Below are 25,978 nucleotides of genomic sequence, written 5' to 3' on the forward strand. Positions count from 1 at the left end.
TACTGCTCCTGAAACCATTACAATTTAACTTAAAAACACTTCTTAATCTACATTAAGTACGTTTTGCTTCCTACCATCGTAAATTTGTATTATAAAAATAACAAATACACAAAATCATGGAAAATATAGTATTGCACAAAGCAGAAACAAGAGGAAATGCAAATCACGGATGGTTGAACGCTTATCATAGCTTTAGTTTTGCAAGCTGGTACAATCCGGAAAGAATTCAGTTTGGAGCTCTTCGCGTTTTGAACGATGACACGATTGCAGGCGGAATGGGTTTTGGTACACATCCTCACGATAATATGGAAATCATTACCATTCCGTTAGAAGGTGATTTGGCGCACAAAGACAGCATGGGAAACACTGAAGTAATCAAAAACGGAGACATTCAGGTAATGAGTGCCGGAACCGGAATTCAGCATAGTGAGTTTAACCCGAATGCAGACCAGCAGACAAAATTATTGCAAATCTGGCTGTTTCCAAACAAAAGAAACGTTACGCCGCGCTATCAGCAAATCACTTTAAATGTGGCTGACAGGCACAATAAACTGGCACAGGTTTTATCTCCAAATGCTGATGACGACGGTGTTTGGATTCATCAGGATGCCTGGTTCAATATGGGTAATTTTGATGCGGGAACTGCAACCGAATATAAAATCAAAAAAGAAGGGAATGGAGTGTATGCTTTCATCTTAAAAGGAAATGTTACCATTAATGGTCAGGAATTAAATACCCGTGATGCTGTTGGAATTTCAGGAACTGACACTTTGAGCATTAAAGCAGATACTGATGCAGAATTTTTATTGATGGATATTCCGATGAATTATTAATTTAAAATTAAACACATAGATGCATAGGTTTTTCTCCTTTTGAAAGAGATATAAAAGAGAAACATATTTCTCAACACATAGCTATGTGTTTTTAGAATAAGTGCAACGCCTTTTTTCATTTACAAAAACTATGATTCTATGTGTTGAAATAATTACACATTACAAAACGACAGACAAGTTCTCAATAACTTCTTTGTCGTTTTTTTTAGATTAAAATTTATAATTTAAATGGAAGGTAAGTCTCCCGCAGATTTTGCAGATTAAGCTGATTTTTTTGATCTGCAGAATCTGCAAAATCTGCGGGAAAAATAAATATTTGGACTTAATTTCATGAAAGACATTACGATTTTTATTTCTTAATCTAGGTTAAGTGCTTTACGCTTACTGTCGCCGTAACTTTGTCTTATCAAAATGAAAAATTAATTATTTAAAAAATAAAATTATGGCAACTACAAAATGGTCAATTGACCCAACTCACTCAGAAATTGGTTTTAAAGTTAAACACATGATGTTTACAAATATTTCAGGAAAATTTGGAACTTACGATGCAACAATCACTACAGATGGTGATAACTTCGAAAATGCTGAAATTGAATTTTCTGGCGATATCGCTTCAATCGATACTGCGAATGCTGATAGAGATAGCCATTTAAAAAGTGCTGACTTTTTTGATGCTGAAAATCATCCAAAACTGACTTTCAAAGCTTCTTCTTTCAAAAAAATTAATGACGGAAAGTATGAAATCACAGGAGATTTAAACATCAGAGGTGTTGCAAAAACAGTAACTTTTCCGGTAGAATTTAGCGGAATCCTGACTGATCCATGGGGAAATACAAAAGTTGGTTTGAGCATAGAAGGAAAAATCAACCGTAAAGACTGGGGGCTAAACTGGAACTCTGCTCTTGAAACCGGTGGTGTTTTGGTTGGCGAAGAAGTAAAACTGAATATTGAATTGCAATTTGCTAAACAGGCTTAATTATTATTTATTCTTTTGATTGTTTGTTTTTTATTAATTGATCAACAGAATATTTATACATTAAAAATCCTTCTTAAACTTTTGTCTAAGAAGGATTTTATTATTTTATACTTAATTGAATAAAATTAAGCGTTTGCCGTAGCAGCTTCTTTATCAATTTTATTAATTAAACCGGCTAATACTTTTCCTGGGCCAACTTCAGTGAATAAAGTAGCGCCGTCTGCAATCATTTGTTGTACTGATTGTGTCCATTTTACCGGAGCAGTCAATTGGATGATTAAGTTCTTTTTGATTTCGCTTGCATCAGAAACTGCATTTGCCGTTACGTTTTGGTACACCGGACAAATTGGAGTAGAGAAGGAAGTCGCTTCGATAGCAGCCGCTAATTCTTCTCTTGCAGGTTCCATCATTGGTGAGTGAAATGCTCCACCGACAGGTAAAATTAAGGCTCTTTTTGCTCCTGCTGCTTTCATTGCTTCGCATGCTTTTTCAACAGCTGTTGTTTCTCCTGAAATTACTAATTGTCCAGGACAGTTGTAATTTGCAGCAACCACAACCCCGTCGATGGAAGCGCAAACTTCTTCGACAATATTATCTGCCAATCCTAAAACGGCAGCCATTGTAGAGGGTGTGATTTCACAAGCTTTTTGCATCGCTAAAGCGCGTTGTGAAACTAATTTTAATCCGTCTTCAAAAGATAAAGTTCCGTTGGCAACCAAAGCTGAAAATTCTCCTAAAGAATGTCCTGCTACCATTTCCGGTTTAAAATCTTCTCCTAACGTTTTGGCTAAAATAACCGAATGTAAAAAAACGGCAGGCTGTGTTACTTTAGTTTCTTTTAGTTCTTCGGCAGTGCCTTCAAACATGATATCTGTAATTCTGAAACCTAAAATTTCATTCGCTTTTTCGAATAATTCTTTGGCTAAAGCCGATGTTTCATATAAGTCTTTACCCATTCCTGTGAATTGAGCACCCTGACCCGGAAATACGTATGCTTTCATTTGTCTAATTTGTTTTTTATTTTTTTGGAATTGAAATTAGCTTCAATTGAAAGGCAAAAATAGCATTTTTTTAGCTCGTATAATCCTTAAACATGTAAATCCATGCTAATCTTGAGAATCGGAGATTGAATGATGTAAATAAGATAATGACAACAGCAATAATCGGGATGATTCTTAAATCGAATGTGTTTTCAAAGAAAAACTGAGCAATACAATATGTCGCAATTCCCTGAGCTACTGTTAATCCGTAATTTACATACATGGCACCAAAGAAAAAACCCGGTTCTTTCTGGAACTTATAGTGACAATGGCTGCAACTCTCATTCATTTTTGGAAAGCCAAAATTCAGGAAAATATTTTTGTCTTTAAAAACTTTTCCTTTATGACAATGTGGACATTCGTTTTTTAAAATATGGATTAATGTATTTGACATGACTTTGTTGTTTTTATTTATACAAAGGTAAATCAGATTCTATTGAAACCTTTTTTATATCTTCGCTACTTATAGCACAATAAAGACATTTTTATGAAAAAGTATCCGGTTTATAGTGTGGAAAATTTTAGCTGTAATGATATTCATCGTGAATTTTATGTGAATACTTTTAAGGAGCATTTAAAAAGCCATAGTTTTATAGAAGAACCGCATCGGCATGATTCGTATTTGATGGTGTTTTTTACGAATGGTTCCGGAATACATGAAATTGATTTTGACCGTTTTGAAATTAAAAAGGGAAGTTTGTTTGTCCTTCAGCCCGGACAAATGCACCATTGGAGTTTGTCTGATGATATTGAGGGTTTTGTGATTATATTTTCGCAGGAACTTTATAATTTATATTTCGGGCAGAAAAAAATCAACGATTACAATTTTTATCATTCGATTCACAATCGACCCGAAATGCTTTTCGAAACTGCAGAACTACCTAAAATTTTGCCTTATTTTAATCTTTTGATTGAAGAAAACAGCCGGCAGAGAAATCTCCAACTGGATAAAATGCTGAATTTACTGGATTGTATTCATATCGAAATTTCGCGAAAATATGGGGAAACGTATTCACACAAAACGCATTCTTATAATATTAAAATAAGTGCTTTCGAAAAGCTTTTGGAAGAATATTTTAAAGAAGAGAAATCTCCCTCTTTTTATGCGGACAAACTTAATATCACGCTGAAACACCTCAATCGGATTTGTAATGAAATATTGCAAAAAACGGCTACTGATGTGATTATGGATAGGGTAATTTTGGAAATCAAACGAATGCTGACAGATAAACAATTAGCGGTTAATGAAATCGCTTCAGCTGTTGGGTATGATGATTACTCTTATTTTTCAAGGGTTTTCAAAAAACAAACCGGAATTTCTCCAACGGCTTTTCGGGAATTGAAAAATTAAATTTTCAAACCATATAAGTAATGTAAGTTCATTGAAGCTCTGAGACTAATTCATTCAAAAGCAAAACTTACATTTCTTATATCACTTATATGGTTTAGAATCTATGCAGTAACCGTTTCTAAAATTTTGAAATTGCTTTTTGGTGCTTCGCATAAAGAGCAGCAATAGGTTTCGGCTAAATCTGTGAATAAAATGCCTTTTGGAATATTCTGGCCGGCATCGCCATATTCAGGATTATAGAGAGAAAGACATTCCTGACATTGGTAAATATCCATTTTAGGTTTTTCTTTTTTCTGATTGTTTTCAACTGTTTCGGGAACTAAATTTCCTAATTCCTCAAAGTATTTTCGGCTTAATTCTATCAAAATGGTTGGCAGTTCCAACTTGTCAATATCCTGTGAATGCACAATATATTCTCGTGTATTAGGATCAAAATTCTTCGCATACAAAACATTGTAAGTATCACGAATCTTGATTGATTCCAAATCTTTGGGTAAATCATTTTTCTCCACTACAATAGAAGTAAAATAATGCCCATCGCGATTGTATTCAGAGATTCCGAAATTTAATCCGTAGGTACTGATGTCAAACTGATCAAGCGTACGAACCAAAAATGTTTTCAGGTTCAGCGCCCATTCCATTGCAACAGGCAAATGCCAGTTTAGTTCCAGAAGTGAATGGCGTACATTGATTCCTTTTTTGCCTAAAAACTTCTCCCATTCCAGTTTTCGGTCTTTCGGGATTCCTTTGACGATAAATGATTTCCATGGCGTGATACAGATTTTCCCAATTTTGCAATCGAAACATAAATCACACATTTCTTTTAGGAACTCCAAATCGTAAAGATTGTTTCTCCAATACAAGCCAAGCCAATATTGGTCAATCCCCATTCGATTCATTCCTTCATAATACGGAAAAGGATAAAATGGAACATTCAGCGGTTTGTCAATTGTTCTGTTGTTGGTATCCAAAGCTTCGGTAACCAAACTAAAAATCAGGTCAATTCCGCAGGATTCTTCAGTGGTAACGATGCGCTCAATTTCATAGTAAAATGTCGCAATATCCCAGCTGTAAATCAATACCGGATAGACTTCCATACGCTGCCACTTCGGCAAACGAATATAGAGATACCAGTAATCTTCATGCTCGGAAGCAATAAAATTAAGATGTCCTGTAAACAATGGAACCAGTTGCTGCTTAGGGTCGTTGATGTTTACCTTGAGTTTAGGCTGATCTTTAAATTGTTCTAAAATATATAAAAACTTATTTCCGGTAAGCCAGTTGGTATTCCTGAAAATATCGGTAGAAACATAAGAGGAAACGATATTGTTACCGCTTTTTTCATCCGGAAAAACAAAATGATGTTTCCCCATTTTTTCTTTCTCCAAAGCTTTAAAACCTTTTGGAAAAATAATATCCTGTCTTGAACCAAATGAAATCGAATCCAAACCCTGATCCATTGCCATATTGACAACTTCTCTAAGTTCTCCCGGCGAAATAACGCCTCCTTTTACTATTAATCTCGTTAATTCCATGTCTTTAATTTTGTTTGCTTCGCCAATTCGGCTTCCAGCCTCGAGTCAAGTTTCAAGTTTTTTTAGTTTCAAGTTTTATGTGCAGTTCCAGAAACCTGAAACTTTAAACCTGAAACTTTAAACCTGAAACCTGAAACAAAAGAAACTAAAATACTATACTTTACACTTTGCTAAAATCTCTTTAACCTCTGTTTTACAGCTTCCACAGCCTAATCCTGCTCCGGTGTTTTTACATAAATCGGTAAAATTATTTACACCGCTTTTAATGGTTTCTTCGATGTTTCCGGCACCAACCTGACTGCAGGAACATACTAATTTTCCGAGAACAGGCTTGGCATTTGAACTTCCTCTAAGCAATAAATTTCGTTTTTCAGACAATTCTATTTTGCTCTCAATCATGGTTTTGAATTCGGCAAATTCGTTTTTGTCCCCCATTAAAATAGCGCCTACCAATAAATCATTCTTAACGATACATTTTTTGTAATAACGCTGTTTCAGATCAGAGAAAACAATTTCTTCGTATGAATCGTCGTTTTCCGGAATTTCTACTTCTCCAATACTACATAAGCTAATATCTTCCAGTTTCAGGATGTTCATTAAAATCGAGCCTTTGTAATAACTGCTGATGTCTCCCGCTAAAAAGTTAGCCAGAATATCTGCCTGCTCTTCTGCTGCTGATGTGATTCCGAATAGTCTGTTATTAAATTCGGCAATTTCTCCAATGGCATAAATATCAGGGTTTGAGGATTGTAAATACTGGTTTACTTTTACCCCCCGACCACATGCAATACCGGTTTCCCTTGCAATTTCAATGTTAGGAATCGTTCCAATCGTATATACAATAGCATTTGCGGTAAGGATTCGTCCACTTTTTAAAGCGATTTCAAGCTCGTTTTCGTTATCGGTTTCAAAAACAGTACTTACCTCGTTATCAAAATAAATCTGGATATCACGAAGTTGTACTTCCTCGGCCAGTAATTTGCTCGAAATTCGGTCCAGCTGGCGTTCCATCAATCTGGAAGCCCTTTGTATGATAGTTGTTTTTACTTTTTTATGTTTTAAAGCCGCTGCTAATTCTAATCCTAATAAACCTCCGCCAACGATCACTACATGCTGTTCTTCCGGAGGTAAATTGGTATTGTCAAGGTGTGCTTTTAAACGATCGGCATCCTCTTTTCGTCTCACAGTAAAGCGTCCCGGCAAATGTAATTGTGCATTTTCAGGTACAAAAGGACGGCTTCCGGTAGCCAGAATCAATGAATCATAAGAATGTCTGTCTCCGTTACTGTCGATAATTGTTTTTTCTGCAGCATTTATTTTACCAACGGCAACACCGGCATTCATGGTAATTTTCAATTTGTTTAATGCTTCTCCATCTTTTACCTTTAATAATTGCTGCCACGTAAATTCGCCTGTCATATATTCAGGAAGCAATACACGATTGTAAAACGGATTTATTTCATTTGAAAAAACAATAATTTCATCAGTAGAATTGAATTCTCGATAATTTTGAATGAAACGGAAAGCAGCTGCTCCCGCCCCCACAATTGCAATTTTCTGAAACGGTTTTACGTATTTCGCAATAGAAACCGTGGTGTATTTAAAATCCGGTTCTTTTGAAATTGGATCAACAAGTGTAATGGTTAAATTATTAGTCCGGTTCAAATCATTTTCAAGTTGTTTTCCCCAGTGCATTGGCAGAAAAACTACTTTTTCCCTGATCGAATCGGTAACTTTTGCTTTTACGCGAACCTCTCCGTTTTTGCTGCTTACGACAACAATATCCCCATCTTTAATATCCGATTTAAAAGCATCAATCGGGTTAATTTCAAGAACAGGACTTGGTGTATGCGTCATTAAACGTGATACTTTTCCGGTTTTAGTCATCGTATGCCATTGGTCACGAACCCTGCCTGTGGTAAGGATAAAAGGAAATTGAGGTGTTGGCTGCTCTGAAGTATTTTCAATAGCTACGGGTAAATTAAAAATGGCTTTTTGAGAAGGCGTATAGAATTTTTTATCCGTAAAAAGACGAGGTGTTCCCGGATGTCCGTAATCAGGAACCGGCCATTGAAAAGTCCCTTCGTTTTTTAATCGGTTATAATTTAAGAATGAAATATCAATATTGGTGTTTTTGGTCAGTGCGCAATGCTCTTTGTAGATTTCTTCGGCATTATTAAAATTGAAGCCGTTGAAATTCATTTTTTTAGCAAAGCGAATTAAAATTTCAATATCCGGAAGTGCTTCTCCGGGAGGATTGATTCCTTTTGGTAAATACGCAATTCTGCGTTCAGAATTGGTCATTGTGCCTTCTTTTTCAAGCCATCCTGCTGCAGGCAATAATAAATCGGCATATTTAGCGGTATCCGCATTATGTGAAATATCCTGAACGACAACAAATTTAGCATTTTGTAATGCTTTTTCGATACGACGGGAATCAGGTAAGCTTACTAACGGATTGGTACAGATAATCCAAACGGCTTTCATTTTGCCTGATTCCAGTGCTTCGAACATTTCGGTTGCGGTTAAACCCGGTTTTTCTGAAATTGCATCGACTCCCCAAAAATCTGCTACTTCTTTTCGGTGTTCCGGATTAGCAAGATCTTTATGAGCAGCCAGTAAACTTGCCATTCCACCAACTTCACGACCTCCCATTGCATTAGGCTGACCTGTTAGTGAAAAAGGCCCTGAACCCGGCTTGCCTATCTGACCTGTTAAAAGCGAAAGGTTAAGTAAAGCGGTGTTTTTATCTACTCCAACGGCACTCTGGTTTAATCCCATTGCCCATAGTGAGATAAAACCTTTTGCTTTTCCAATGGTATCCGCAGCCAGTTTAATATCGTTAACTGAAATTCCGCATAATTTTGAGGCTTTTTCCAGTGAAGTTCCTAAAACTAAATCTTTATATTGTTTGAAATTTTCAGCATGGTTTTTTACAAAATCGTGATCTACATATCCTTTTTCGATGATGCGTTTGGCCATCGCATGATATAAAATAATATCAGAGCCCGGAATAATCTGCAAATGTAAATCGGCGAAAGCAGCTGTATCGGTTCTCCTTGGATCGATTACAATAATTTTTACTTTCGGATTATTTTCTTTGTGTTTTTCCAGTCTTCTAAATAAAATAGGATGACACCAGGCAGGATTTGCGCCTGTGATTAAAAAAGTATCAGCCAGCTCAATATCATCGTATGCAATTGGAACTGAGTCTTCACCAAATGTTTTTTTATACCCAACTACGGCAGAACTCATACAAAGTCTGGAATTGGTATCTATATTATTGGTCTTTAAAAAACCTTTTACTAACTTGTTTACTAAATAATATTCTTCAGTTAAACATTGTCCCGAAATATAAAAACCAACGCTATCGGGTCCGTGTTTTTTTATAATTGAAGAAAAAACTGCTGCAGCACGATCAATCGCAGTATCCCAGCTTACACGCTCCAAAGGATACGATTTGCTTCCGCGCATTTGCGGATACAAAATCCTGTCTGAAGTATCATTTACAACATAATGCAAGTTTCTTCCTTTAGAACATAACATTCCTTTATTTACCGGATGATCTTTGTCTCCTTCAACCATTACACCACTTTTCGGATCATTTGTAACGATGATTCCGCAGCCAACGCCACAATAGGAACAGGTAGTTTTGATTTTTGTGTTTTGCATCCTGGTTATTTTAAATACTACAATTGTTGTCTTTGATAAGTCTTCAGATAAAGCACTTATATAAAGTTATACAAAAATAAGTATTTTTACGTATAAATACTTATTTTGTGAATTTATTTTTTTATTTTTGAATCAAAATAAATAATGAACAGAATCGTACTGCAAAACAGTAACTAGTGAATAGTCATTAGTAATTAGTCTGAAGGCACAGATTTAGCAAGTTAAACTAATCACTATGGACTTAAGGAAACAATAAAAAACTATCCCATGAAAGAAGAAATGGCCATTTGTGATACCTGTGCAAACGAGAACTGTTTTATAAAAAAGCACCTGCATCTGGAGCAGATGAAGGAGTATATCTCAAAAAAACACAGTTTTGTCTGCAAAAAATCGCATCAGTTTATTATTGAAGGTGCTCCTCTTCAGGGACTTTATTTTATCTGTAAAGGTAAAGTAAAAACAGTAAAAACCGGGATTAACGGTCGTGAGCAGATTGTTCGGCTAACTAAAAACGGCGATACCATCGGATTTCGTGGTTTTGGAACCAGTAAACGATATCTTATTGGTGCTTATGCCCTGGAAGATACAGTTTTATGTAATTTCAGTAATGAAACTATGATGGATATCCTTAAAAATGTTCCGGAGTTTACGTATGCCCTGATGTTGTTTTATGCAGATGAATTAAACAAAAGTGAGAATAACATTCGAAAAATCGCCCACATGAATGTACGTGAACGTGTAATTGATTTGCTGTTGTACATTCACAAAAAATTTGGCCAGAATAATAATGGTTTGATTGAAATTGAATTATCCCGTAAGGAAATCGCCGACTTTGCCGGAACTACAGAGGAACAAGCTATACGCATACTTTCAAGCCTAAAAAAAGAAATCCTTATCAAAACTGTCGGTAAAAGAATCGGTCTATTATCTCCTTCTAAACTGCAATCCGAAATAATGGAACATAAGTATTTTTAAAAGAATACAGATTTCTGTTATTATTCATCATTTCTTCTTTATCACAAGCATATTTAAGCATTTCGGGTAAACACTTAGAAACAATTCTAAGTATATTTTTAAGTTATTTGGCTTTATAGGCTAAAAAAAACATGTCTCCAGATCTTTATTTTCATTTTCTCCAAACTATATTTTCTTTAAAATGCCATTCTTATCTCCAATGTAAGTAAATGCAATCCCTTATTTCACCTACATTGATTTGAAATTTATGCGATAACGCAGTAAATAAATTGACTTTAAAACGTTTTTTTTAGCTAAAAAAAGATGTTTCTATATGGTAAAAACATAATACTTAAGTATTAATACGTATGTAAGTTTGCTTCATACTAATCAAAAACAAATTATTATGTTTCAATTAACCAACTTTAAACCAATCACGCAGATTTCAAAAAAAGAGCGTTTTTTTAATAGAAAATTTTCAAAATCTATTTTATTAGCATTTGTCATTACATGCTTTTCTCAATATGAAGCTCAGGCACAGTTTACACTTACGGGTCAGGTAAGACCTCGTGTAGAAGTACGTGCAGGACAAGGGACTTTACAACAAGATGGCGACAAAGCAGCTATTTTTACAAGCCAAAGAACAAGATTATCTGCCGGATATTCAGGATATCGTTTTAAAATTTTTACCAGTTTACAAGATGTTCGCGTTTGGGGGCAGGATGCTTCATCAATCAACAGAACAACTACTGAGGCCAATAACGGAATTCTACTTCACGAGGCCTGGGCTGAAATTTCTTTAGTAGATACACTAAGTACTATTCAGAATTTATCTGTAAAAGCAGGGCGTCAGGAAATTTCTTATGATGATCAAAAAGTATTAGGAGGTTTGGATTGGTTACAGCAGGCGAGACGACACGATGCAATCATCCTGAAATATGCCAACAAAGGCTGGATTGCAGATATAGGGGCTGCCTTCAACCAAAATAAAGAATTAAATACCGGAACAATTTACAACGGAACAAACCCGGCTTATGGAGCAGGTACAAACGGAATCGGAACTATGTATAAATCATTTCAGTATGCTTACATCGGTAAAAAATTCTTTTTTGGTGATTTGTCTTTTCTCTTTTTTAAAGATGATTTTAATAAATACACCAACGTCACAGCAGGAACACCTCCTGTGACTACTAAAGTAAATAGCGAAGGCGTGTGGAGCAGAAACACGACCGGAGTTTACTATAACGTAAATGCAACCCGAAAATTAAATTTCATGGGAAGCTACTACTACCAAGGGGGGCATGATAAAGACGGAAGATCTTTAAATGCTAATTTATTTTCTATTACTTCAACGTATCAGATTGGAAGAAAATTATTTGTAGGTCCCGGAGTTGATTACTTATCCGGTGATGATGGTTCTAAAGCCGTTACTGCTGATTCTAAAAATAACCGCTTTGACCCATTGTACGGAACGCCGCATAAATTCTGGGGAAGCATGGATTACTTTTATGCTGCTAATGGATTCGGAAAGCAGGGCTTGCTGAATTACTTCTTTAAAATAAAATACAATGCCAAAGACAATCTGACTTTAGCTTTAGATGTACACGGATTTGAATCGGCAAATACATTATCTAATGGCGCAGGAGGAGAATTAGACTCTTATCTGGGAACCGAATTAGACTTAACAGTAAAATACAATTTAACCAAAATGATCAATATTGAAGGCGGGTATTCTATTATGAAAGCTACCAATTCAATGGCTTCTGCAGCAGTTAAAAATGTTGCCAATGCCGATTTGAATCCACAATTTGCTTATGTAATGCTAAACATCAAACCAAATTTTTTAGCCAAAAAATAAATTCTAAATAACTTTTAAATCTATTTAAAATGAAAAAAATAAACACACTCACAAAAACTATATTGACTTTGCTAGTAGTCGTATCAGCTTCTTTTTCGGAGATAACAGCACAAAATGACCCGGTAAAACTAGGATTTATTCCGCTGACAGATTGTTCGCCGATTGTAATGGCAAAAGAATTGGGATTATTTAAAAAATACGGTGTTGAAGTCGTAGTAACGAAAGAATCATCATGGGCAAATGTTCGTGATAAAATTTTAACCGGAGAATTAGACGGAGCGCACTGTCTGTATTCAATGCCATTTTCGGTTTACACAGGGGTAGGAGGAAAAGCAGGTTCTGAAATGAAGATCGCGATGATGCTAAATGTAAATGGTCAGGCGATTTCACTTTCAAAAGATTTTTGCGGAAAAGTAGGCTTCAAGCAAATGAATAAAGTTGCACCGGTTGTGGCAGCAAAACTAAAAGCCGAAAAAGAAGTGACTTTTGCGATGACTTTCCCCGGAGGGACACACGATTTATGGTTGCGTAACTGGATGGCAATTGCGGGGATCAATCAAAAGACATCAAAAATTATTACTATTCCGCCTCCGCAAATGGTGGCCAATATGAAGGTAGGCAACATGGATGGTTTTTGTGTGGGAGAGCCATGGGGCGGAGTTGCCGTAAAGCAGGGAATTGGTTTTACACAGGTGGCCTCTCAGGACATTTGGAAAGACCATCCTGAAAAAGCTTTGGTTGTCAACAAAGAATTCAGCGAAAAACGCAGAACTGATCTTGTAAAAGTGATGAAAGCTGTTTTAGAAGCCTGCATCTGGTTAGATAATCCTGCTAACCGTAAAAAAGCAGCCGGAATTATCGGGAAAGCACCTTATGTAAATGCTCCTGCAGATGTTATCGAAAACCGATTAATGGGTAATTACGATTTAGGATGTAATCAGGGAACGCAGGTTTATGCTAAAGATTATATGCTTTTTTACAAAGGCGGAATGGTAAATTATCCTCGTAAATCATATGCTATTTGGGCAATGGCACAATTTGTACGATTCGGTTATTTGAAAGAAGCTCCTAATTATAAAGCGATTGCAGATAAATTAATATTACAGGATTTATATGAAGAAGTAGCTAAAAGCATGAAAGTAAAAGTGCCAAATGATGATATGAAGCCATTCTCTTTAACTATGGACAAAACTGTTTTTGACCCTTCAAACCCAGCAGGATATTTAAAAGTAGTAAAAAAATAAAGTGCTTACTAAGCTTATTTGAGCCACAGATTTTATGATCGTAAAGATTATTCTTTACACCTACTTGAAGCTCTTTAATCCTTGAGGATCATATTAATCTGTGGCAAAAAAAATCAATTTTCAAAAAATAATTTCAACTTAAACTATAAAGTCATGTCAGATAAAGATACATTAACACTAAGTGATATTAGCGGTCAGGCTGAGGTTCTGACGGCTGAAAACATCAATGATTCAGTAAAAAACGAGAAGTTAAATTTACTCATCAGCCAATTGGCAGTGAAATTAAAATCGACAGCATTAGCAGGAATTGGAATCCTGTTTTTTATAGGCTTCTGGACTTTGTTAAGCATTTATACCAAAGATGCGCTTCCGGGACCTTTGGCTACTTTTACTGTTTTGAAAGAAATGCTGAGCGATCCGTTTTACGATTACGGTCCGAATGACAAAGGAATCGGATTACAGTTATTCAATTCCATAAAAACTGTTTTGTCCGGATTTTTATTAGGCTCTTTAATAGCGATTCCGATTGGGATTTTGATGGGAGCAAGCGCCATCTGCAAACAAATTTTCTATCCGATTGTACAGCTTTTAAAACCGGTTTCGCCTTTAGCCTGGTTCCCAATCGGACTGGTGGTTTTTAAAGATACCGGACTGGCGACTATTTTTATCGTTTTCATCACATCGTTGTGGTCTACTTTAATCAATACTTCTTTCGGGATAGCTTCAATTCCACAGGATCACAAAAACGTGGCAAAAGCTTTTGGCTTTTCAAAAATGCGTTATTTAACCAAAATTTTAATTCCGTACAGCCTGCCTCACATCATTACAGGGTTGCGTTTGAGTATCAGTGTTGCCTGGCTGGTAATTGTTGCAGGGGAAATGCTTTCTGGAGGAGCAGGAATTGGATTTTTTGTCTGGGACAGTTGGAATGCCCTTAGCCTGGAAAAAGTAATTTCTGCTATTATCATCATCGGAATCGTAGGACTTCTGTTTGATAAATTATTCACTTTCATTGAAACTAAAGTGGCTTATAAAGCTTAAAATAAGTGACAAAGGTTAAAAGAAACAAAGTTGCAAAGGTTCTAACTTGAAACCTGAAACCTGAAACTTTTCAAAAATTTAAAACTAAAACATCATGAGCTACTTAGAAATAAAAAATTTAGAAATATCATTCCCAACCCCAAAAGGAAAATATATAGCCGTTCGGGATATTAATTTATCAATTCAAAAAGGAGAAATTATCTCTATCATTGGACATTCGGGCTGTGGGAAATCAACGATTATGAATGCGATTGGCGGAATGCTGACCCCAACCGGAGGATCTGTTGAACTGGCCAATCAAAAAATAAAAGGCCCGGGACCGGATCGTGGTATTGTTTTTCAAAACTACTCACTTCTGCCATGGCTGACTGTAGAAGAAAATATTTTTCAGGCAGTTGATTCTGTAATGAGTGTTTCTAAAAAAGAAAAACATGAAATCGTGATTCAGAACCTAAAGATGGTGAATTTATTTGAACACAAGGACAAATTGCCGGGACAGCTTTCGGGTGGAATGAAACAGCGTGTTGCCATTGCAAGGGCATTTGCTATTAATCCTGGCGTTTTGCTTCTCGATGAACCGTTTGGTGCTTTGGATGCTTTGACGAAAGGCTCTATGCAACTGGAAGTTTTAAAATTATGGAATCTGAACAACCGTGAAAAAACAATCGTGATGATTACCCATGATATCGAAGAAGCTCTGTTTTTATCTGATAGAATCGTAGTTTTGAATAATGGTCCGGCTTCAACAATCCGCGAAATTGTTGAAGTGAACCTGCCAAGACCAAGAAACAAAATTGAAATTGTAAAAATGCCTGAATACATCGCCTTAAGAGACCGATTGTTACATTTATTGACCGATAAATTCTCTATTGAAGATATGGGGATGAAATATCAGAATTAATTTTTAAGTTTAGTTATTTGTATTGTAGAGACGTACAGCAGTGCGTCTCTGTTTGTATGTATTGTTTATAAATTGGTGTACCAATTCAAAATATAATCTGCCACTTCTTCCCAGCCTTTTTCGCCACATATAAAATGGCTTTTTTCATCAAAAATCTTTACATCCACCGTACTGTGAGGATCTTTGTATTTACCAGCAATCTTTTTAGTCAAATCAGGCGGAAATATATTGTCTTTTCCCCCTCCGATAAACAAAATTGGCTGATGAGGTTTTTTAAAATCTACATTTGCAAAAGATTTCAGGAGCGCTTCCCTTCCAATTTTCCTGCTTTCCGGTACAGCTATTAATTCATAGGCTTTATTTTGTTCTGATTTTTGAAGTGTATTGAAAAATGCCCTATTATACCAATCTCTGTTTCCTAAATAATACTTTCTTCTGGAAAAGAAATTTACTGCAGGCCATACCATTTTTATAGTTGAAAATGGGGGAATAACATTTTTTGGAGGTGCTCCGTTGATACTTACCGCGGCATCTGCTTTGCCCAGGTCAAGCAGTTTTTGTACTACCAGACCCGCCATCGAATGTCCGATAACAAGTGGTTTTTCCGGCAATCTGTCAATAAATCTTGCCATTTTGTTTACGACATCAACAAAACCTGTTTCAACAAGTTCAGGATGAAGAGTTTTTCTAAGTCTGTAGGGATCTCCCTCATGACCTGAGATGGGCGGTGCATAAACATTGAACCCCTTTTGCTGAAAATAAGTTTCCCATTCAGACCAGCTGTTATTATTCACGAACATACCGTGTAACAATACGATCGTTTTTGATTTTGCCATTATATGATTTGTTTAAGTTTGATACTTTTTAATTCAAATATGGTTAATGCAAAATGAGAAACATCCTTCATAATTCTTCGGGGAATGTTGGTGATAGATAGTATTATTTTTACGAAAGTACAAATTAAAAAATTATGATTTATATTTGAAATCACTGTTTTTTAACCAATTAATATTTTTTATTAACATTTTTATTACAGGCGCTGATTGAGATATCTGGAAGCGTGTTTCTGACAAATTTATTTTGTTTTATAAATTATTTTTTCCCTACAAAACGAATCACAGAACCTTTTCCATTATGAAACAAGCCTTCGTTCAGTTCGATTTCTTTTTCCACTAATTCAATAATTTCGTAATCAGGAAAGTCAGTTTTGATTTCTTCGATTGAAAACAAAGACTCAACATCTTTAGGACCTCCAACTTTATCATTCTTAGCCAGATATTCAAGATGTTTTTTACTGAATGCTTCAAAAATGATTATTCCGCCCTTGCGTAAATATTTATCAAGTTGTTTATGAGTGGCCGATTTTATTTCTGCCGGAAAGTGTGCATATATCAGCGCAATCGCATCAAATTCTTCCGTCTGATAATTAAGGGATTCTAATTCTCCTACCTGATAACGAATCGTAACATTATTGGTCTCAGCCAGTTTTAATGCTTTGTTTTTTCCTTCGGTACTAATGTCAAAAGCATCAACAATCCACCCTGATCGGGCTGCAAAAACGGCATTTCGACCTTCTCCTTCAGCAGGGAAAAGTATGGTTCCGGAGTTTAATTTTTCAAGCTGTTCTTTTAGGTAATTGTTAGGTTCTTCGCCATAAGCAAATTCTTCGTTACTGTAGCGATCGTCCCATCTTTGGGTCCAAGGGCTTGTCATTTTATTAGTTTATTTTTAAAATTTAATTTCAAACTCAAAATATATAAACCTTCATAAAAAAGAGCTTCTGAAATCAATCAAAAGCTCTTTTTTTATGTGTTATTTATATTTAGGTATGGTTTTAATCTTAACCAATAAATTTTGTTGTACCGTTATGTATGTCAATTTCTGCAAAATTGTGTTTTCCCATAACGATAAGCAGTTTGTTTGCATTATAGCCAACATATCGAATTTCGGGATTTCCATTTTTAGGTTTTCCACAAACAGAAATTACATTTGTCTGCCATTTAAGCTTACTTCTTTTATAAGCAGATATCGTTTGCAGATCATTTTCAACATAATAAACAATGTTGTTTTTTTTAATTCCTCTTTTTTGTGTTTTGGAAAAATTAATTTCTGAATTTTTTGAAATTAAAGCGTCATTAAATTTTTCAGCAATACCTGTTTGAGTTACAAAAAAGGTTAACATGGATAATTTTAAAAATGGTATCATTTGGATAGAATTTGGGGTTCATAATCGCTTCAAATATAACTAATTATAGTATATAATTGTGTTTTTGAAAGAAAAAAAATACCTGATTTAGAAATTATGAAAAAGGTAAAAATATGTAAGTTAATTTCGAAGAAAGATTTATTTTATTAGGAAAAAATATCATATTCTCTATTTTTTGTTTTTTACAAATAAAAAATAGAAGTCTGTAATATTTCTTTGATGGAATATTCGCTGTAAATCAATACCATTCATCAATTAATTGGTAAAACCCCATTAATGTCCAGCATGCAAAACATACTGTAAATGCCAATATATTTAACAATAAAATCTTGTGATTGCGATAGTGAATTTATATGTATTTTTTTGGCAAAAACAAATACTATAACGTAGTTAAAACTGCTAAGGCAGTTTTTTTTAAAATTACGTATTTATACGCATGTAATCTATAGTAAAGAATATTCAGCTGCTTTATTAGATAATTCCATTAAGTTTTTAACCTTTAGTTTTTTCATTAAATTAAAACGGTGTACTTCAGCAGTACGTTTACTGATATCTAATGCTTCAGCAATTTCTTTATTTCCTTTTCCTGATAATAAGAGAGTCAAAATTTCTTTTTCTCTTTTGGTGATCATCATTTCTTCACCCAAATTTTGTTTTGGTTCTGCTGAAAGTGAAGAATTAGTTAACTGGCCAATTAAAATAGAAGAGATATCTCCGCTGAAATATTTGCCGCCATTGGCTACTGTATGCAATGCTTTCATGAATTCATCTTTGCTGGAACCTTTCAGCAAATAACCGTCAGCACCAGCTTTTATAGATTTTAATACATATTCCTCAGATTCATGCATCGAAAGCATAATAATTTTTACAGTGTTATTATCGTTTCTAAGTTTTTCTACTACTTCAATACCGGTTAAGTTGGGCATACGGATATCTACTATAAGTAAATCGGGTTTGCTGGCAGTAACAACTTCAAGCGCATCGGCACCATCAATTGCCTCCCCAACAACTTCTATGTTTGCTTCATTTTCAAGTAAAGATTTGATTCCGTCTCTTACAAAAACATGGTCGTCTGCTAGTACAACCCGAATAATATCCCCCATATTCTACTTAATTTTGATTCTAAATTTTTACGTATATTCATCTAAAACGAACTGCTAAGATACGTAATTTTTAAATTAAGAAATTAGTTAATTGAAAAATGATGTGTATAAAAAAACCGATACTTAAAGCATCGGTTTGTATTTTAGTGAAAATGATCTTCTTCAATCTCAAATTCCGCATCTTTTTCCCAGATTTCCATTTCGCAGGGCTTGCAATTGAATTTTAGTTTGTATTCTAATTCGCCCTGTTTTAATACTAATGGTTCTTTAACTTTGGTACCTACAATGTCCTTTTGGTGTATCGGACATTTTTTTAATTCGTATTTAATGCAATATTTTGTGGTCATTACACGAGATTTTCCTGGGTCCCATTGTAATTCGAATGCTTTTTCGATTTCGGTAACACCGTGGCGTTCGTAAAATTTACGAGCTGTTTTGTTGGAAACGTTGTACATAAAATCCAGTTTCGTTTCCGGATAAGGATGCGACGTTTTCACCAATTGATGTTCTTCACGTTTGTAATTTGCCAAACGAATTTCTGATAATTGTTCGAAAACATTTCTTCGCATTTCGTTGATTTTCGAAATAGGAAGGAACCAGTTTTGAGAAAACACAACATCAATTTCATCGGCGCTGTAAGGTGTGAAACCTGTTTTTGCCAATTGCACTTTGAAGTTTTCTGCAATTGATTCACCGTTTTTTGTTTGTTCTTTTGGATGCTCTAATTTTACGGTGCTTACGTTTCCGTCTTCATCGGTTGCGATTAATTCGAAACCATTTTCGTTTTCGGTAAGCAGTAAAGTTGTTCCGATTTTACGGATGGCGCTGTCTTCTCTTTCAACAATTTTGATAAAAGCAGTATCGTTGTTGCGATAAATGAAAGTTCCGTCTTTGATTTCTTTTAAAACGTTTGGATACACTTTTCCGTTTTCGGCTTTGTTTACATAAATTCCGTCTGCTTCATTGTTTTCGTTGATGAAGCAAAGTCCGTCACCGTTGTTTAGTAATTCGCCGTTTTCGATTTCGTAAGCACCTCCGATAGTTCGGATTAGTTTACCAATATACTGTCCTTTTGATTTTGGACTTTCCCAGGAACCAATACTAGCGTGTCTTTCGTTTACGAAATAATCAGTATAACCACGGTTGAAAGTTCTGTTTAAAGAGGAGTCGAAAGTATACGTACATTTTCCGGAAGAAGCTTTAGTGTATTTGTCGCTTCCTTCTAAATAACTGTCTAATTTCTGACGTAAATAGGATACGTTGTTTTTAACATAAGCCACATCTTTAAGACGGCCTTCAATTTTAAAAGAAACAATTCCGGCTTCAATTAAATTCGGAATCTGATCTGAAACGTCTAAATCTTTTATAGAAAGCAAGTGACTGTTTTTGATTAAAGTCTCTCCGTTTCCGTCAATTAAGTTATACGGTAAACGACAATTTTGGGCGCAGGAACCACGATTGGCGCTGCGTTCCCCGTTTGCCACACTCATGTAACAGTTTCCGCTAAATGACACACATAATGCTCCGGTTACGAAGAATTCCAGTTCAACATCAGCATGATCGTATATTTCTTTAATTTGATGCAAATTCAGTTCACGTGCTAAAACCACACGTTTGATTCCCGCATCTTTAAGGAATTTTATTTTGTCTTTGTCACGATTATTGGCCTGAGTACTGGCGTGAAGTACAATAGGAGGCAAGTCCATTTCCATAATCGCCATATCCTGAATAATCAGGGCATCAACACCAATGTCGTATAATTCCCAAATCATTGAACGACACGTTTCAAGTTCGTTGTCGTACAAAATGGTGTTCATTACCACAAAAACCTGAGCGTAAAATAAGTGTGCATATTTTACCAATGCCGCAACATCTTCAATAGAGTTGTTGGCATTAGATCGGGCTCCGAATTGTGGCGCTCCAATATATACTGCATCTGCACCGCTGTTAATAGCTGCCATTCCGCCAATTAAATCCCTGGCCGGAGCTAATATTTCTATTTTCTTCTTCATTTCTAAAACTTTAGCTTTTGTGGTATTCACGAAAAAAAGTGTGCAAAGGTCTTATAAAATATTTGAGATTGCTAATGCTGAAGCGATTTTTTTGAAATTGTTAACTTGAATGAGATGATAATGTGTGAAATTATGTTTACTGGTGTAACTTATTATATTCGTTTCTTTCTTCATTAGAGAAATAAAATTTAAATCCTGTTTGTTTTAATTCTATATCAAAATCTCTTTTTATTAAAAAATCATCTTCTAGTGCAATAACCACAAAAAGTTCGAGACAAAATAATAGTATTGCAATCGATTGTATAACCCATAAAAAAGGTTTTTGAAATTTGATTTCAATAATGTATCTGTTTACGAAATATAATGTACCTAATACAGCTATAAAATAAATTATCAAGTCAAAAATTAACTCCACTACGAAAAATTGCTCCGTTATAGAAGTATAAAATACCGGAGATTTATAAATTAATGGAAATCCGTACATAACTCCATCCGCACCATCGATAACATCAACAATCCACCATTTTGTAAAAAGTATAAAACAGATAAATGTTAGTGGTAAAGCTAAAGATAAAAGTCTTTTTTTGCTCCTCATTTTTATTTTTTGAATTAATCTAAAGGAAAACTGTATCCGAAAGCAAATACTCCAGTTGATTGTTTTGCAGCTGGATGAAAGTAACCAGAAATTCCAATTTCAAAACTATGATTTCTACCTACGGCTAATCCTATGCCAAATGGAATGTGTAATAAAAAATCACTTTTGTTGAAATTAACATTTGGTGTAAACGTTTCAAATTTACCAGCCGAAGCTCCAATACCACTTTCAATAAATGGCGCAACCCATGGTATTGGTGCACAAAGACGAATTTTTCCTCCCATTAAAAAAGCATTAGTTGTTACTTTATACTGAGGTTGATTTTGAACGTTTTGATCTTGATCAACAGATTCAAAAATAGCACCAGCGTAGGGTCTTATACTAAACCATGATTTAATTCCTATAATATATTCACCCTGCAGATAAAGTCCGCCGCCCATAACATCTACTTCATCCTGACTTCCATAGTCTTCGTTATAATAAGAACTGCTTGCTCCATAACCTATAGAAGCTTTTATGGATTTACCTGTTGTCTGTGCTTTTATCTGATTTGAAAATAATGTTATGAAAATAATAAAAATAAAACTGCGTAAAGTTGATTTCATAAAGATTTTGTTTTGAAATAATGGCGCGAAAGTAAGATTATTTTTAATTTTAGCAAATAAAAAACCGCCCAATCCGAAGACCAGGCGGTTCTCAAAAAAAAGCATGAATCGATCGATCGATTAATTGGCTTTCATTTTAATTAATGACAAAGTATTTTGAATACTGTTCAATTGTTTTGAAACGATGTTAACCTGATTGTATTCAAGATGGTTTTCTTCCAGTGCTTTTTTGTATTTTTCGATAGCAGCTTCTTCTCCGGTAACGCAGGCATTGATAATTGCTTCTGTATCTCCGCCTGTAAAAGAAGATTTAATGTCAATCCAGGTTCTGTGAAGTGCTCCTAATGGTCCTCCGCCAGAAGTGTCTGTTGATTTTCCAAGTTTGTTGATTTCATCTTGCAATTCAACAATAAATAAGGCTCTTTCACGTGCGAATTCAAGAAATTCAGTTTTCATTGCAGCATTTTCTACATGCTCGGCTGCGTTGGTATAACCTAGTTTTCCGTCTTCAAGAATTGAAATTAATCCTTCTAAAGTTTTAACTGCTTCTTTTGTAGTTTCATCTGTATGTATCATGATGTTGATTTTTTAAAAATTATATATTACAAAGATTAAAACTTATAACGTATTCTTTTTTACAGGATTAAATAAGTTATTTATAGAATTGTGGAATGGGAATTTTGAAACTATGCATTAGTTTTTTCAGAATACAGAAAAATGCTTTGTGGGAAATATTGGAATTTCTTAATATACCGTAAGGAATAGAAGTCAAAAGCCGGAGCCGGACGAAGGAAAGTGAGAACTTGTAACGTATTATAGCCCGTCTGGAGGGGATACGCCCATAAAAAAAACAGCTCAAAGTATAAAGTGATGAAACTTTAAACCTTAAGCCGTTTTAATAAAAAAGATTATACTGTTATGCAGTCAAAGCTTCTTTGATTCTGCGTAATGCTTCTGTTAAAATATCGTTGCTTGTTGCATAAGAGAAACGGATACAGTTTGGATTTCCGAAAGCGTCTCCTGTTACAGTTGCTACGTTTGCTTCTGCTAAAAGGTACATAGAAACATCGTTTGCATCTTTAATTTCGTGCCCTTTTAATGTTTTTCCGAAGAAAGAAGAAACGTCTGGGAATACGTAGAACGCTCCTTCCGGAACGTTGATTTTTACACCCGGAATTTCTTTTAATAAACCAACCACTAAATCCCTACGTCCGTGGAAAGCCTGAACCATTTCGTTTAATACACTTGGATCAGCATCTACAGCTGTAATTGTAGCTCTTTGTGCAACAGAATTTGCACCAGAAGTTACTTGTCCCTGAATTTTTGTACATGCTTTTGCGATAAACTCCGGAGCTCCGATGTAACCAATTCTGTATCCTGTCATGGCGAATGCTTTTGCAACTCCGTTTACAGTAATTGTTTTTTCTAACATTCCCGGGATAGAACCGATACTGCAGAACGTTCCTGAGAAATTGATGTGTTCATAGATTTCGTCCGCAACTACGTAAATATTTGGGTGTTTTTCTAACACTTTAGCTAAAGCTGTTAATTCTTCTCTGCTGTAAACAGATCCTGAAGGATTACATGGAGAAGAGAACCACATCATTTTTGTTTTTGGTGTGATGGCAGCTTCTAATTGCTCAGGAGTGATTTTGAAATCTGTTTCTACTGAAGTTGGAACTTCAACAGGAACTCCGCCTGAAAGTTTTACGATTTCGAAATAAGAAACCCAGTATGGTGCTGGTAAAATTACCTCGTCACCATCGTTTAACATTACTTGTGCAATGTTGTATAATGATTGTTTTGCTCCTGTAGAAACTACAATCTGAGATGGTTTGTATTCTAAACCATTGTCTCTTTTGAATTTTCTGCAGATAGCTTCTTTTAAATCCTGGTATCCGTCAACAGGAGAATATGTACTGTAATTGTCGTCGATTGCTTTTTTTGCAGCTTCTTTGATGAAGTCAGGCGTATTGAAATCAGGCTCACCTAAACTTAAACTGATAATGTCTTTTCCTTGTGCTTTTAGCTCACGGGCTAATGCAGCCATCGCTAAAGTCTGCGAAGTAGCTAAATTGTTAATTCTGTCTGAAAGAATATGGTTCATTATAAAAAATTTAATTGCTCTTAATTGCTGTTTTTTAAGAGAGGTTATTAATAGATTTTAGTGTTGTTATGCAAACTCAGGTTTTGCTCCGAGATCTTTTAAATGCTTGTAATGAGCCCAGATTGCGCCTCTCATGGTCTTGAATTCATAATAAGGCAAATTGCATTCTTTGGCTGTTTGTTTTACGATTTCAGCAATTTTTCCGTAGTGGATATGGCTGATATTTGGAAAAATATGATGCTCGATCTGATGATTTAATCCGCCGGTAAACCAGTTTACGATTTTGTTTTTTGGAGCAAAGTTAGCTGTAGTGTACAATTGGTGAATTGCCCAGGTATTTTCAATTTCCCCTTCTTCATTTGGAACTGGATTTGAAGTTTCCTCAACAACGTGTGCCAATTGAAAAACGATACTCAAAATTAATCCGGCAGTATAATGCATCACAAAAAAACCAACTACTACTTTCCACCATGTTACACCTAAAACCATTGGTAAAACCATCCAGATCATTGCGTAGATAATTTTTGTAATGACCAAAACGGTCCATAGTTTGGTTGGACTTTGTGGAGCTCCGTATGATAATTTTCTTTTTATATAATCTTTCATTTGCTTAAAATCGGTTGTTAAAGCCCAATTAAAAGTCAGTAATCCGTATAAAAAGAAAGAATAATAATGTTGGAATTTATGAAAACGACGCCATTCTGCATTTTGCGTAAAGCGAATAATTCTGCCGGCATCCAAATCTTCATCATGACCGTGAATATTGGTATAAGTATGGTGCAGTACATTATGCTGAACCTGCCAGTTATGAACATTTCCGGCCAGAATATAAATGCTTCCGCCCATGATTTTATTGATCCATGATTTAGAAGAATAAGAGCCGTGATTTCCATCATGCATTACATTCATTCCAATTCCTGCCATAGCGATTCCCATGACAATGTTTAATAATAGTTGAGCCCAGAAAGGCATATCAATTGCCAGAATTAAAAAATAAGGCGTAAGAAAAACAGAAAAAAGAATAATCGCCTTTAAGTGTAACTTCCAGTTTCCGGTTTTTTGGATATTGTTTTCCTTGAAGTAATTGTTTACCCGTGAGTTAAGTGTTCTGAAAAACTTAAGATTATCCTGCTTTGAAAATGTTGGTGCGGTATTATTCATATTAATTTTAAATAGTTGTCAAAGGTAATTATTATAAATTTTCAATTTGCAAAATTGAGTTAAATATTTCAATCGTAAAGTAGTACTTTTGTTAAAAAATTACAACAATGGATGAGATTCTGAAATATTTTCCTGATTTGACAGACATTCAAATCGAACAATTTCAAAAATTAGACTTTTTATATCACGACTGGAACGAAAAAATTAATGTTATCTCAAGAAAAGACATTGATTCATTATATATAAAACACATCCTGCATTCTCTTGGAATTGCAAAAATCATGAAATTCGAACCCGGAGCAACTGTTTTGGATGTTGGAACCGGAGGTGGTTTTCCAGGAATTCCGCTGGCAATTCTTTTTCCTGAAACCCGTTTTTATTTAATTGATGTGATTGCCAAAAAAATAAGGGTAGTACAGGGTGTTGTAGATGCCTTGGAATTAAAAAATGTAAAAGCAGAACAAAAACGTGCCGAACTTGTAAAAGGTGATTTCGATTTCATAGTAAGCCGGGCCGTAACCAATATGCCGGATTTCGTGTCATGGATTCATGATAAGATCAAAAAACAGCACAAGCATACCTTAAAAAACGGGATCTTGTATTTAAAAGGCGGGGATTTAACTGAGGAATTAAAAGACTTTCCGAAAGCTACTTTACATGACTTATCTACAATTTTTGAAGATGAATTTTTTGAAACCAAAAAAGTGGTTCATTTGCCATTGAAATTTCAGCCTTAATTTATTTCTATGATAATTATAAAGCCGATAACATTTATAAAAGTGTT

At 35.0% G+C, this 25,978-nt stretch carries 23 protein-coding genes; 9 read left to right on the forward strand and 14 right to left on the reverse strand.

Going from position 1 to position 25,978, the window contains the following annotated elements:
* Positions 1 to 116: 116 nt before the first annotated feature.
* Together OZP09_RS16175 and OZP09_RS16180 are read left to right on the forward strand one after the other, a co-directional pair.
* Positions 117 to 833: a pirin family protein gene (locus tag OZP09_RS16175; protein WP_269234743.1), complete on the forward strand. Its 717-nt coding sequence runs from the start codon at positions 117 to 119 to the stop codon at positions 831 to 833.
* 442 nt (positions 834 to 1,275) lie between these two features.
* Positions 1,276 to 1,809 carry a YceI family protein gene (locus OZP09_RS16180; protein ID WP_269234744.1) on the forward strand — a complete coding sequence of 178 codons (534 nt, stop codon included), beginning with the start codon at positions 1,276 to 1,278 and terminating at the stop codon, positions 1,807 to 1,809.
* A gap of 125 nt (positions 1,810 to 1,934) precedes the next feature.
* Here OZP09_RS16180 and fabD read toward each other — a convergent pair whose 3' ends face one another.
* Positions 1,935 to 2,810: an ACP S-malonyltransferase gene (gene fabD / locus OZP09_RS16185; protein ID WP_269234745.1), complete on the reverse strand. Its 876-nt coding sequence runs from the start codon at positions 2,808 to 2,810 to the stop codon at positions 1,935 to 1,937.
* A gap of 70 nt (positions 2,811 to 2,880) precedes the next feature.
* Positions 2,881 to 3,243: a DUF983 domain-containing protein gene (locus tag OZP09_RS16190; protein WP_281309660.1), complete on the reverse strand. Its 363-nt coding sequence runs from the start codon at positions 3,241 to 3,243 to the stop codon at positions 2,881 to 2,883.
* A gap of 93 nt (positions 3,244 to 3,336) precedes the next feature.
* Here OZP09_RS16190 and OZP09_RS16195 point away from each other — a divergent pair, with 93 nt between their 5' ends.
* Positions 3,337 to 4,200: a helix-turn-helix domain-containing protein gene (locus OZP09_RS16195; protein ID WP_269234747.1), complete on the forward strand. Its 864-nt coding sequence runs from the start codon at positions 3,337 to 3,339 to the stop codon at positions 4,198 to 4,200.
* A 101-nt stretch (positions 4,201 to 4,301) separates the two neighbouring features.
* Here the strand turns inward: OZP09_RS16195 and OZP09_RS16200 are convergent, their stop codons facing one another.
* Positions 4,302 to 5,735 carry a rubredoxin gene (locus OZP09_RS16200; RefSeq protein WP_269234748.1) on the reverse strand — a complete coding sequence of 478 codons (1,434 nt, stop codon included), beginning with the start codon at positions 5,733 to 5,735 and terminating at the stop codon, positions 4,302 to 4,304.
* A 153-nt stretch (positions 5,736 to 5,888) separates the two neighbouring features.
* Positions 5,889 to 9,407 carry a nitrate reductase gene (locus OZP09_RS16205; protein ID WP_281309661.1) on the reverse strand — a complete coding sequence of 1,173 codons (3,519 nt, stop codon included), beginning with the start codon at positions 9,405 to 9,407 and terminating at the stop codon, positions 5,889 to 5,891.
* Positions 9,408 to 9,674: 267 nt separating this feature from the next.
* On the opposite strand from OZP09_RS16205, the gene OZP09_RS16210 reads away from it, so the two are divergent.
* From OZP09_RS16210 to OZP09_RS16230, 5 genes are all read left to right on the forward strand, one after another.
* Entirely contained in the window at positions 9,675 to 10,382 is a 708-nt protein-coding gene (locus OZP09_RS16210) for a Crp/Fnr family transcriptional regulator (protein ID WP_269234749.1), read from the forward strand.
* Positions 10,383 to 10,767: 385 nt separating this feature from the next.
* Positions 10,768 to 12,219 (forward strand): alginate export family protein, encoded by a 1,452-nt coding sequence (locus tag OZP09_RS16215; RefSeq protein ID WP_269234750.1) that lies wholly within the window; start codon positions 10,768 to 10,770, stop codon positions 12,217 to 12,219.
* A gap of 29 nt (positions 12,220 to 12,248) precedes the next feature.
* On the forward strand, positions 12,249 to 13,463 hold the full coding sequence (locus OZP09_RS16220) for a CmpA/NrtA family ABC transporter substrate-binding protein (RefSeq protein ID WP_281309662.1): 1,215 nt from the start codon (positions 12,249 to 12,251) through the stop codon (positions 13,461 to 13,463).
* Between the two features lie 153 nt (positions 13,464 to 13,616).
* Entirely contained in the window at positions 13,617 to 14,504 is an 888-nt protein-coding gene (gene ntrB, locus OZP09_RS16225; protein ID WP_269234751.1) for a nitrate ABC transporter permease, read from the forward strand.
* A gap of 94 nt (positions 14,505 to 14,598) precedes the next feature.
* Entirely contained in the window at positions 14,599 to 15,405 is an 807-nt protein-coding gene (locus tag OZP09_RS16230) for an ABC transporter ATP-binding protein (protein ID WP_278008690.1), read from the forward strand.
* 65 nt (positions 15,406 to 15,470) lie between these two features.
* Here the strand turns inward: OZP09_RS16230 and OZP09_RS16235 are convergent, their stop codons facing one another.
* From OZP09_RS16235 to OZP09_RS16280, 10 genes are all read right to left on the reverse strand, one after another.
* On the reverse strand, positions 15,471 to 16,241 hold the full coding sequence (locus OZP09_RS16235) for an alpha/beta hydrolase (protein WP_269234752.1): 771 nt from the start codon (positions 16,239 to 16,241) through the stop codon (positions 15,471 to 15,473).
* Positions 16,242 to 16,497: 256 nt separating this feature from the next.
* Positions 16,498 to 17,118, reverse strand: a complete 621-nt coding sequence (locus OZP09_RS16240; RefSeq protein ID WP_269234753.1) for a class I SAM-dependent methyltransferase — start codon at positions 17,116 to 17,118, stop codon at positions 16,498 to 16,500.
* A 127-nt stretch (positions 17,119 to 17,245) separates the two neighbouring features.
* Positions 17,246 to 17,611: a hypothetical protein gene (locus OZP09_RS16245; RefSeq protein ID WP_269234754.1), complete on the reverse strand. Its 366-nt coding sequence runs from the start codon at positions 17,609 to 17,611 to the stop codon at positions 17,246 to 17,248.
* Positions 17,612 to 18,054: 443 nt separating this feature from the next.
* Complete coding sequence (locus OZP09_RS16250; protein WP_269234755.1) at positions 18,055 to 18,714, reverse strand: response regulator transcription factor; 660 nt, start codon at positions 18,712 to 18,714, stop codon at positions 18,055 to 18,057.
* A 143-nt stretch (positions 18,715 to 18,857) separates the two neighbouring features.
* Positions 18,858 to 20,726, reverse strand: coding sequence for a peptidase U32 family protein (locus OZP09_RS16255; RefSeq protein WP_269234756.1), 1,869 nt, complete (start codon positions 20,724 to 20,726; stop codon positions 18,858 to 18,860).
* 136 nt (positions 20,727 to 20,862) lie between these two features.
* Positions 20,863 to 21,321, reverse strand: coding sequence for a hypothetical protein (locus OZP09_RS16260; protein WP_269234757.1), 459 nt, complete (start codon positions 21,319 to 21,321; stop codon positions 20,863 to 20,865).
* Between the two features lie 14 nt (positions 21,322 to 21,335).
* Positions 21,336 to 21,926 carry a hypothetical protein gene (locus OZP09_RS16265; protein ID WP_269234758.1) on the reverse strand — a complete coding sequence of 197 codons (591 nt, stop codon included), beginning with the start codon at positions 21,924 to 21,926 and terminating at the stop codon, positions 21,336 to 21,338.
* 120 nt (positions 21,927 to 22,046) lie between these two features.
* Positions 22,047 to 22,502 carry a ferritin-like domain-containing protein gene (locus tag OZP09_RS16270; RefSeq protein WP_269234759.1) on the reverse strand — a complete coding sequence of 152 codons (456 nt, stop codon included), beginning with the start codon at positions 22,500 to 22,502 and terminating at the stop codon, positions 22,047 to 22,049.
* 340 nt (positions 22,503 to 22,842) lie between these two features.
* Positions 22,843 to 24,033 (reverse strand): pyridoxal phosphate-dependent aminotransferase, encoded by a 1,191-nt coding sequence (locus OZP09_RS16275; protein ID WP_163392636.1) that lies wholly within the window; start codon positions 24,031 to 24,033, stop codon positions 22,843 to 22,845.
* A 66-nt stretch (positions 24,034 to 24,099) separates the two neighbouring features.
* Positions 24,100 to 25,194 carry a fatty acid desaturase family protein gene (locus OZP09_RS16280; protein ID WP_269234760.1) on the reverse strand — a complete coding sequence of 365 codons (1,095 nt, stop codon included), beginning with the start codon at positions 25,192 to 25,194 and terminating at the stop codon, positions 24,100 to 24,102.
* A 107-nt stretch (positions 25,195 to 25,301) separates the two neighbouring features.
* Between OZP09_RS16280 and rsmG the strand changes: the two genes are divergently transcribed.
* Complete coding sequence (gene rsmG / locus OZP09_RS16285) at positions 25,302 to 25,931, forward strand: 16S rRNA (guanine(527)-N(7))-methyltransferase RsmG (protein WP_269234761.1); 630 nt, start codon at positions 25,302 to 25,304, stop codon at positions 25,929 to 25,931.
* The last annotated feature ends 47 nt before the right edge of the window (positions 25,932 to 25,978 follow it).

Origin of the sequence: Flavobacterium flavigenum (genome assembly GCF_027111255.2) — a bacterium.
GTDB lineage: Bacteria > Bacteroidota > Bacteroidia > Flavobacteriales > Flavobacteriaceae > Flavobacterium > Flavobacterium flavigenum.

What these genes read in the sequence shown, in the direction of transcription:
- OZP09_RS16280 (WP_269234760.1), bottom strand. Translation starts at nt 25,194, where the DNA reads ATGAATAATACCGCACCAACATTTTCAAAGCAGGATAATCTTAAGTTT.
- OZP09_RS16255 (WP_269234756.1), bottom strand. Translation starts at nt 20,726, where the DNA reads ATGAAGAAGAAAATAGAAATATTAGCTCCGGCCAGGGATTTAATTGGC.
- OZP09_RS16245 (WP_269234754.1), bottom strand. Translation starts at nt 17,611, where the DNA reads ATGATACCATTTTTAAAATTATCCATGTTAACCTTTTTTGTAACTCAA.
- OZP09_RS16240 (WP_269234753.1), bottom strand. Translation starts at nt 17,118, where the DNA reads ATGACAAGCCCTTGGACCCAAAGATGGGACGATCGCTACAGTAACGAA.
- OZP09_RS16260 (WP_269234757.1), bottom strand. Translation starts at nt 21,321, where the DNA reads ATGAGGAGCAAAAAAAGACTTTTATCTTTAGCTTTACCACTAACATTT.
- OZP09_RS16180 (WP_269234744.1), top strand. Translation starts at nt 1,276, where the DNA reads ATGGCAACTACAAAATGGTCAATTGACCCAACTCACTCAGAAATTGGT.
- fabD (WP_269234745.1), bottom strand. Translation starts at nt 2,810, where the DNA reads ATGAAAGCATACGTATTTCCGGGTCAGGGTGCTCAATTCACAGGAATG.
- OZP09_RS16215 (WP_269234750.1), top strand. Translation starts at nt 10,768, where the DNA reads ATGTTTCAATTAACCAACTTTAAACCAATCACGCAGATTTCAAAAAAA.
- rsmG (WP_269234761.1), top strand. Translation starts at nt 25,302, where the DNA reads ATGGATGAGATTCTGAAATATTTTCCTGATTTGACAGACATTCAAATC.
- OZP09_RS16220 (WP_281309662.1), top strand. Translation starts at nt 12,249, where the DNA reads ATGAAAAAAATAAACACACTCACAAAAACTATATTGACTTTGCTAGTA.
- OZP09_RS16200 (WP_269234748.1), bottom strand. Translation starts at nt 5,735, where the DNA reads ATGGAATTAACGAGATTAATAGTAAAAGGAGGCGTTATTTCGCCGGGA.
- OZP09_RS16265 (WP_269234758.1), bottom strand. Translation starts at nt 21,926, where the DNA reads ATGAAATCAACTTTACGCAGTTTTATTTTTATTATTTTCATAACATTA.
- OZP09_RS16230 (WP_278008690.1), top strand. Translation starts at nt 14,599, where the DNA reads ATGAGCTACTTAGAAATAAAAAATTTAGAAATATCATTCCCAACCCCA.
- OZP09_RS16175 (WP_269234743.1), top strand. Translation starts at nt 117, where the DNA reads ATGGAAAATATAGTATTGCACAAAGCAGAAACAAGAGGAAATGCAAAT.
- OZP09_RS16250 (WP_269234755.1), bottom strand. Translation starts at nt 18,714, where the DNA reads ATGGGGGATATTATTCGGGTTGTACTAGCAGACGACCATGTTTTTGTA.
- OZP09_RS16195 (WP_269234747.1), top strand. Translation starts at nt 3,337, where the DNA reads ATGAAAAAGTATCCGGTTTATAGTGTGGAAAATTTTAGCTGTAATGAT.
- OZP09_RS16275 (WP_163392636.1), bottom strand. Translation starts at nt 24,033, where the DNA reads ATGAACCATATTCTTTCAGACAGAATTAACAATTTAGCTACTTCGCAG.
- OZP09_RS16270 (WP_269234759.1), bottom strand. Translation starts at nt 22,502, where the DNA reads ATGATACATACAGATGAAACTACAAAAGAAGCAGTTAAAACTTTAGAA.
- OZP09_RS16205 (WP_281309661.1), bottom strand. Translation starts at nt 9,407, where the DNA reads ATGCAAAACACAAAAATCAAAACTACCTGTTCCTATTGTGGCGTTGGC.
- OZP09_RS16190 (WP_281309660.1), bottom strand. Translation starts at nt 3,243, where the DNA reads ATGTCAAATACATTAATCCATATTTTAAAAAACGAATGTCCACATTGT.
- OZP09_RS16235 (WP_269234752.1), bottom strand. Translation starts at nt 16,241, where the DNA reads ATGGCAAAATCAAAAACGATCGTATTGTTACACGGTATGTTCGTGAAT.
- OZP09_RS16210 (WP_269234749.1), top strand. Translation starts at nt 9,675, where the DNA reads ATGAAAGAAGAAATGGCCATTTGTGATACCTGTGCAAACGAGAACTGT.
- ntrB (WP_269234751.1), top strand. Translation starts at nt 13,617, where the DNA reads ATGTCAGATAAAGATACATTAACACTAAGTGATATTAGCGGTCAGGCT.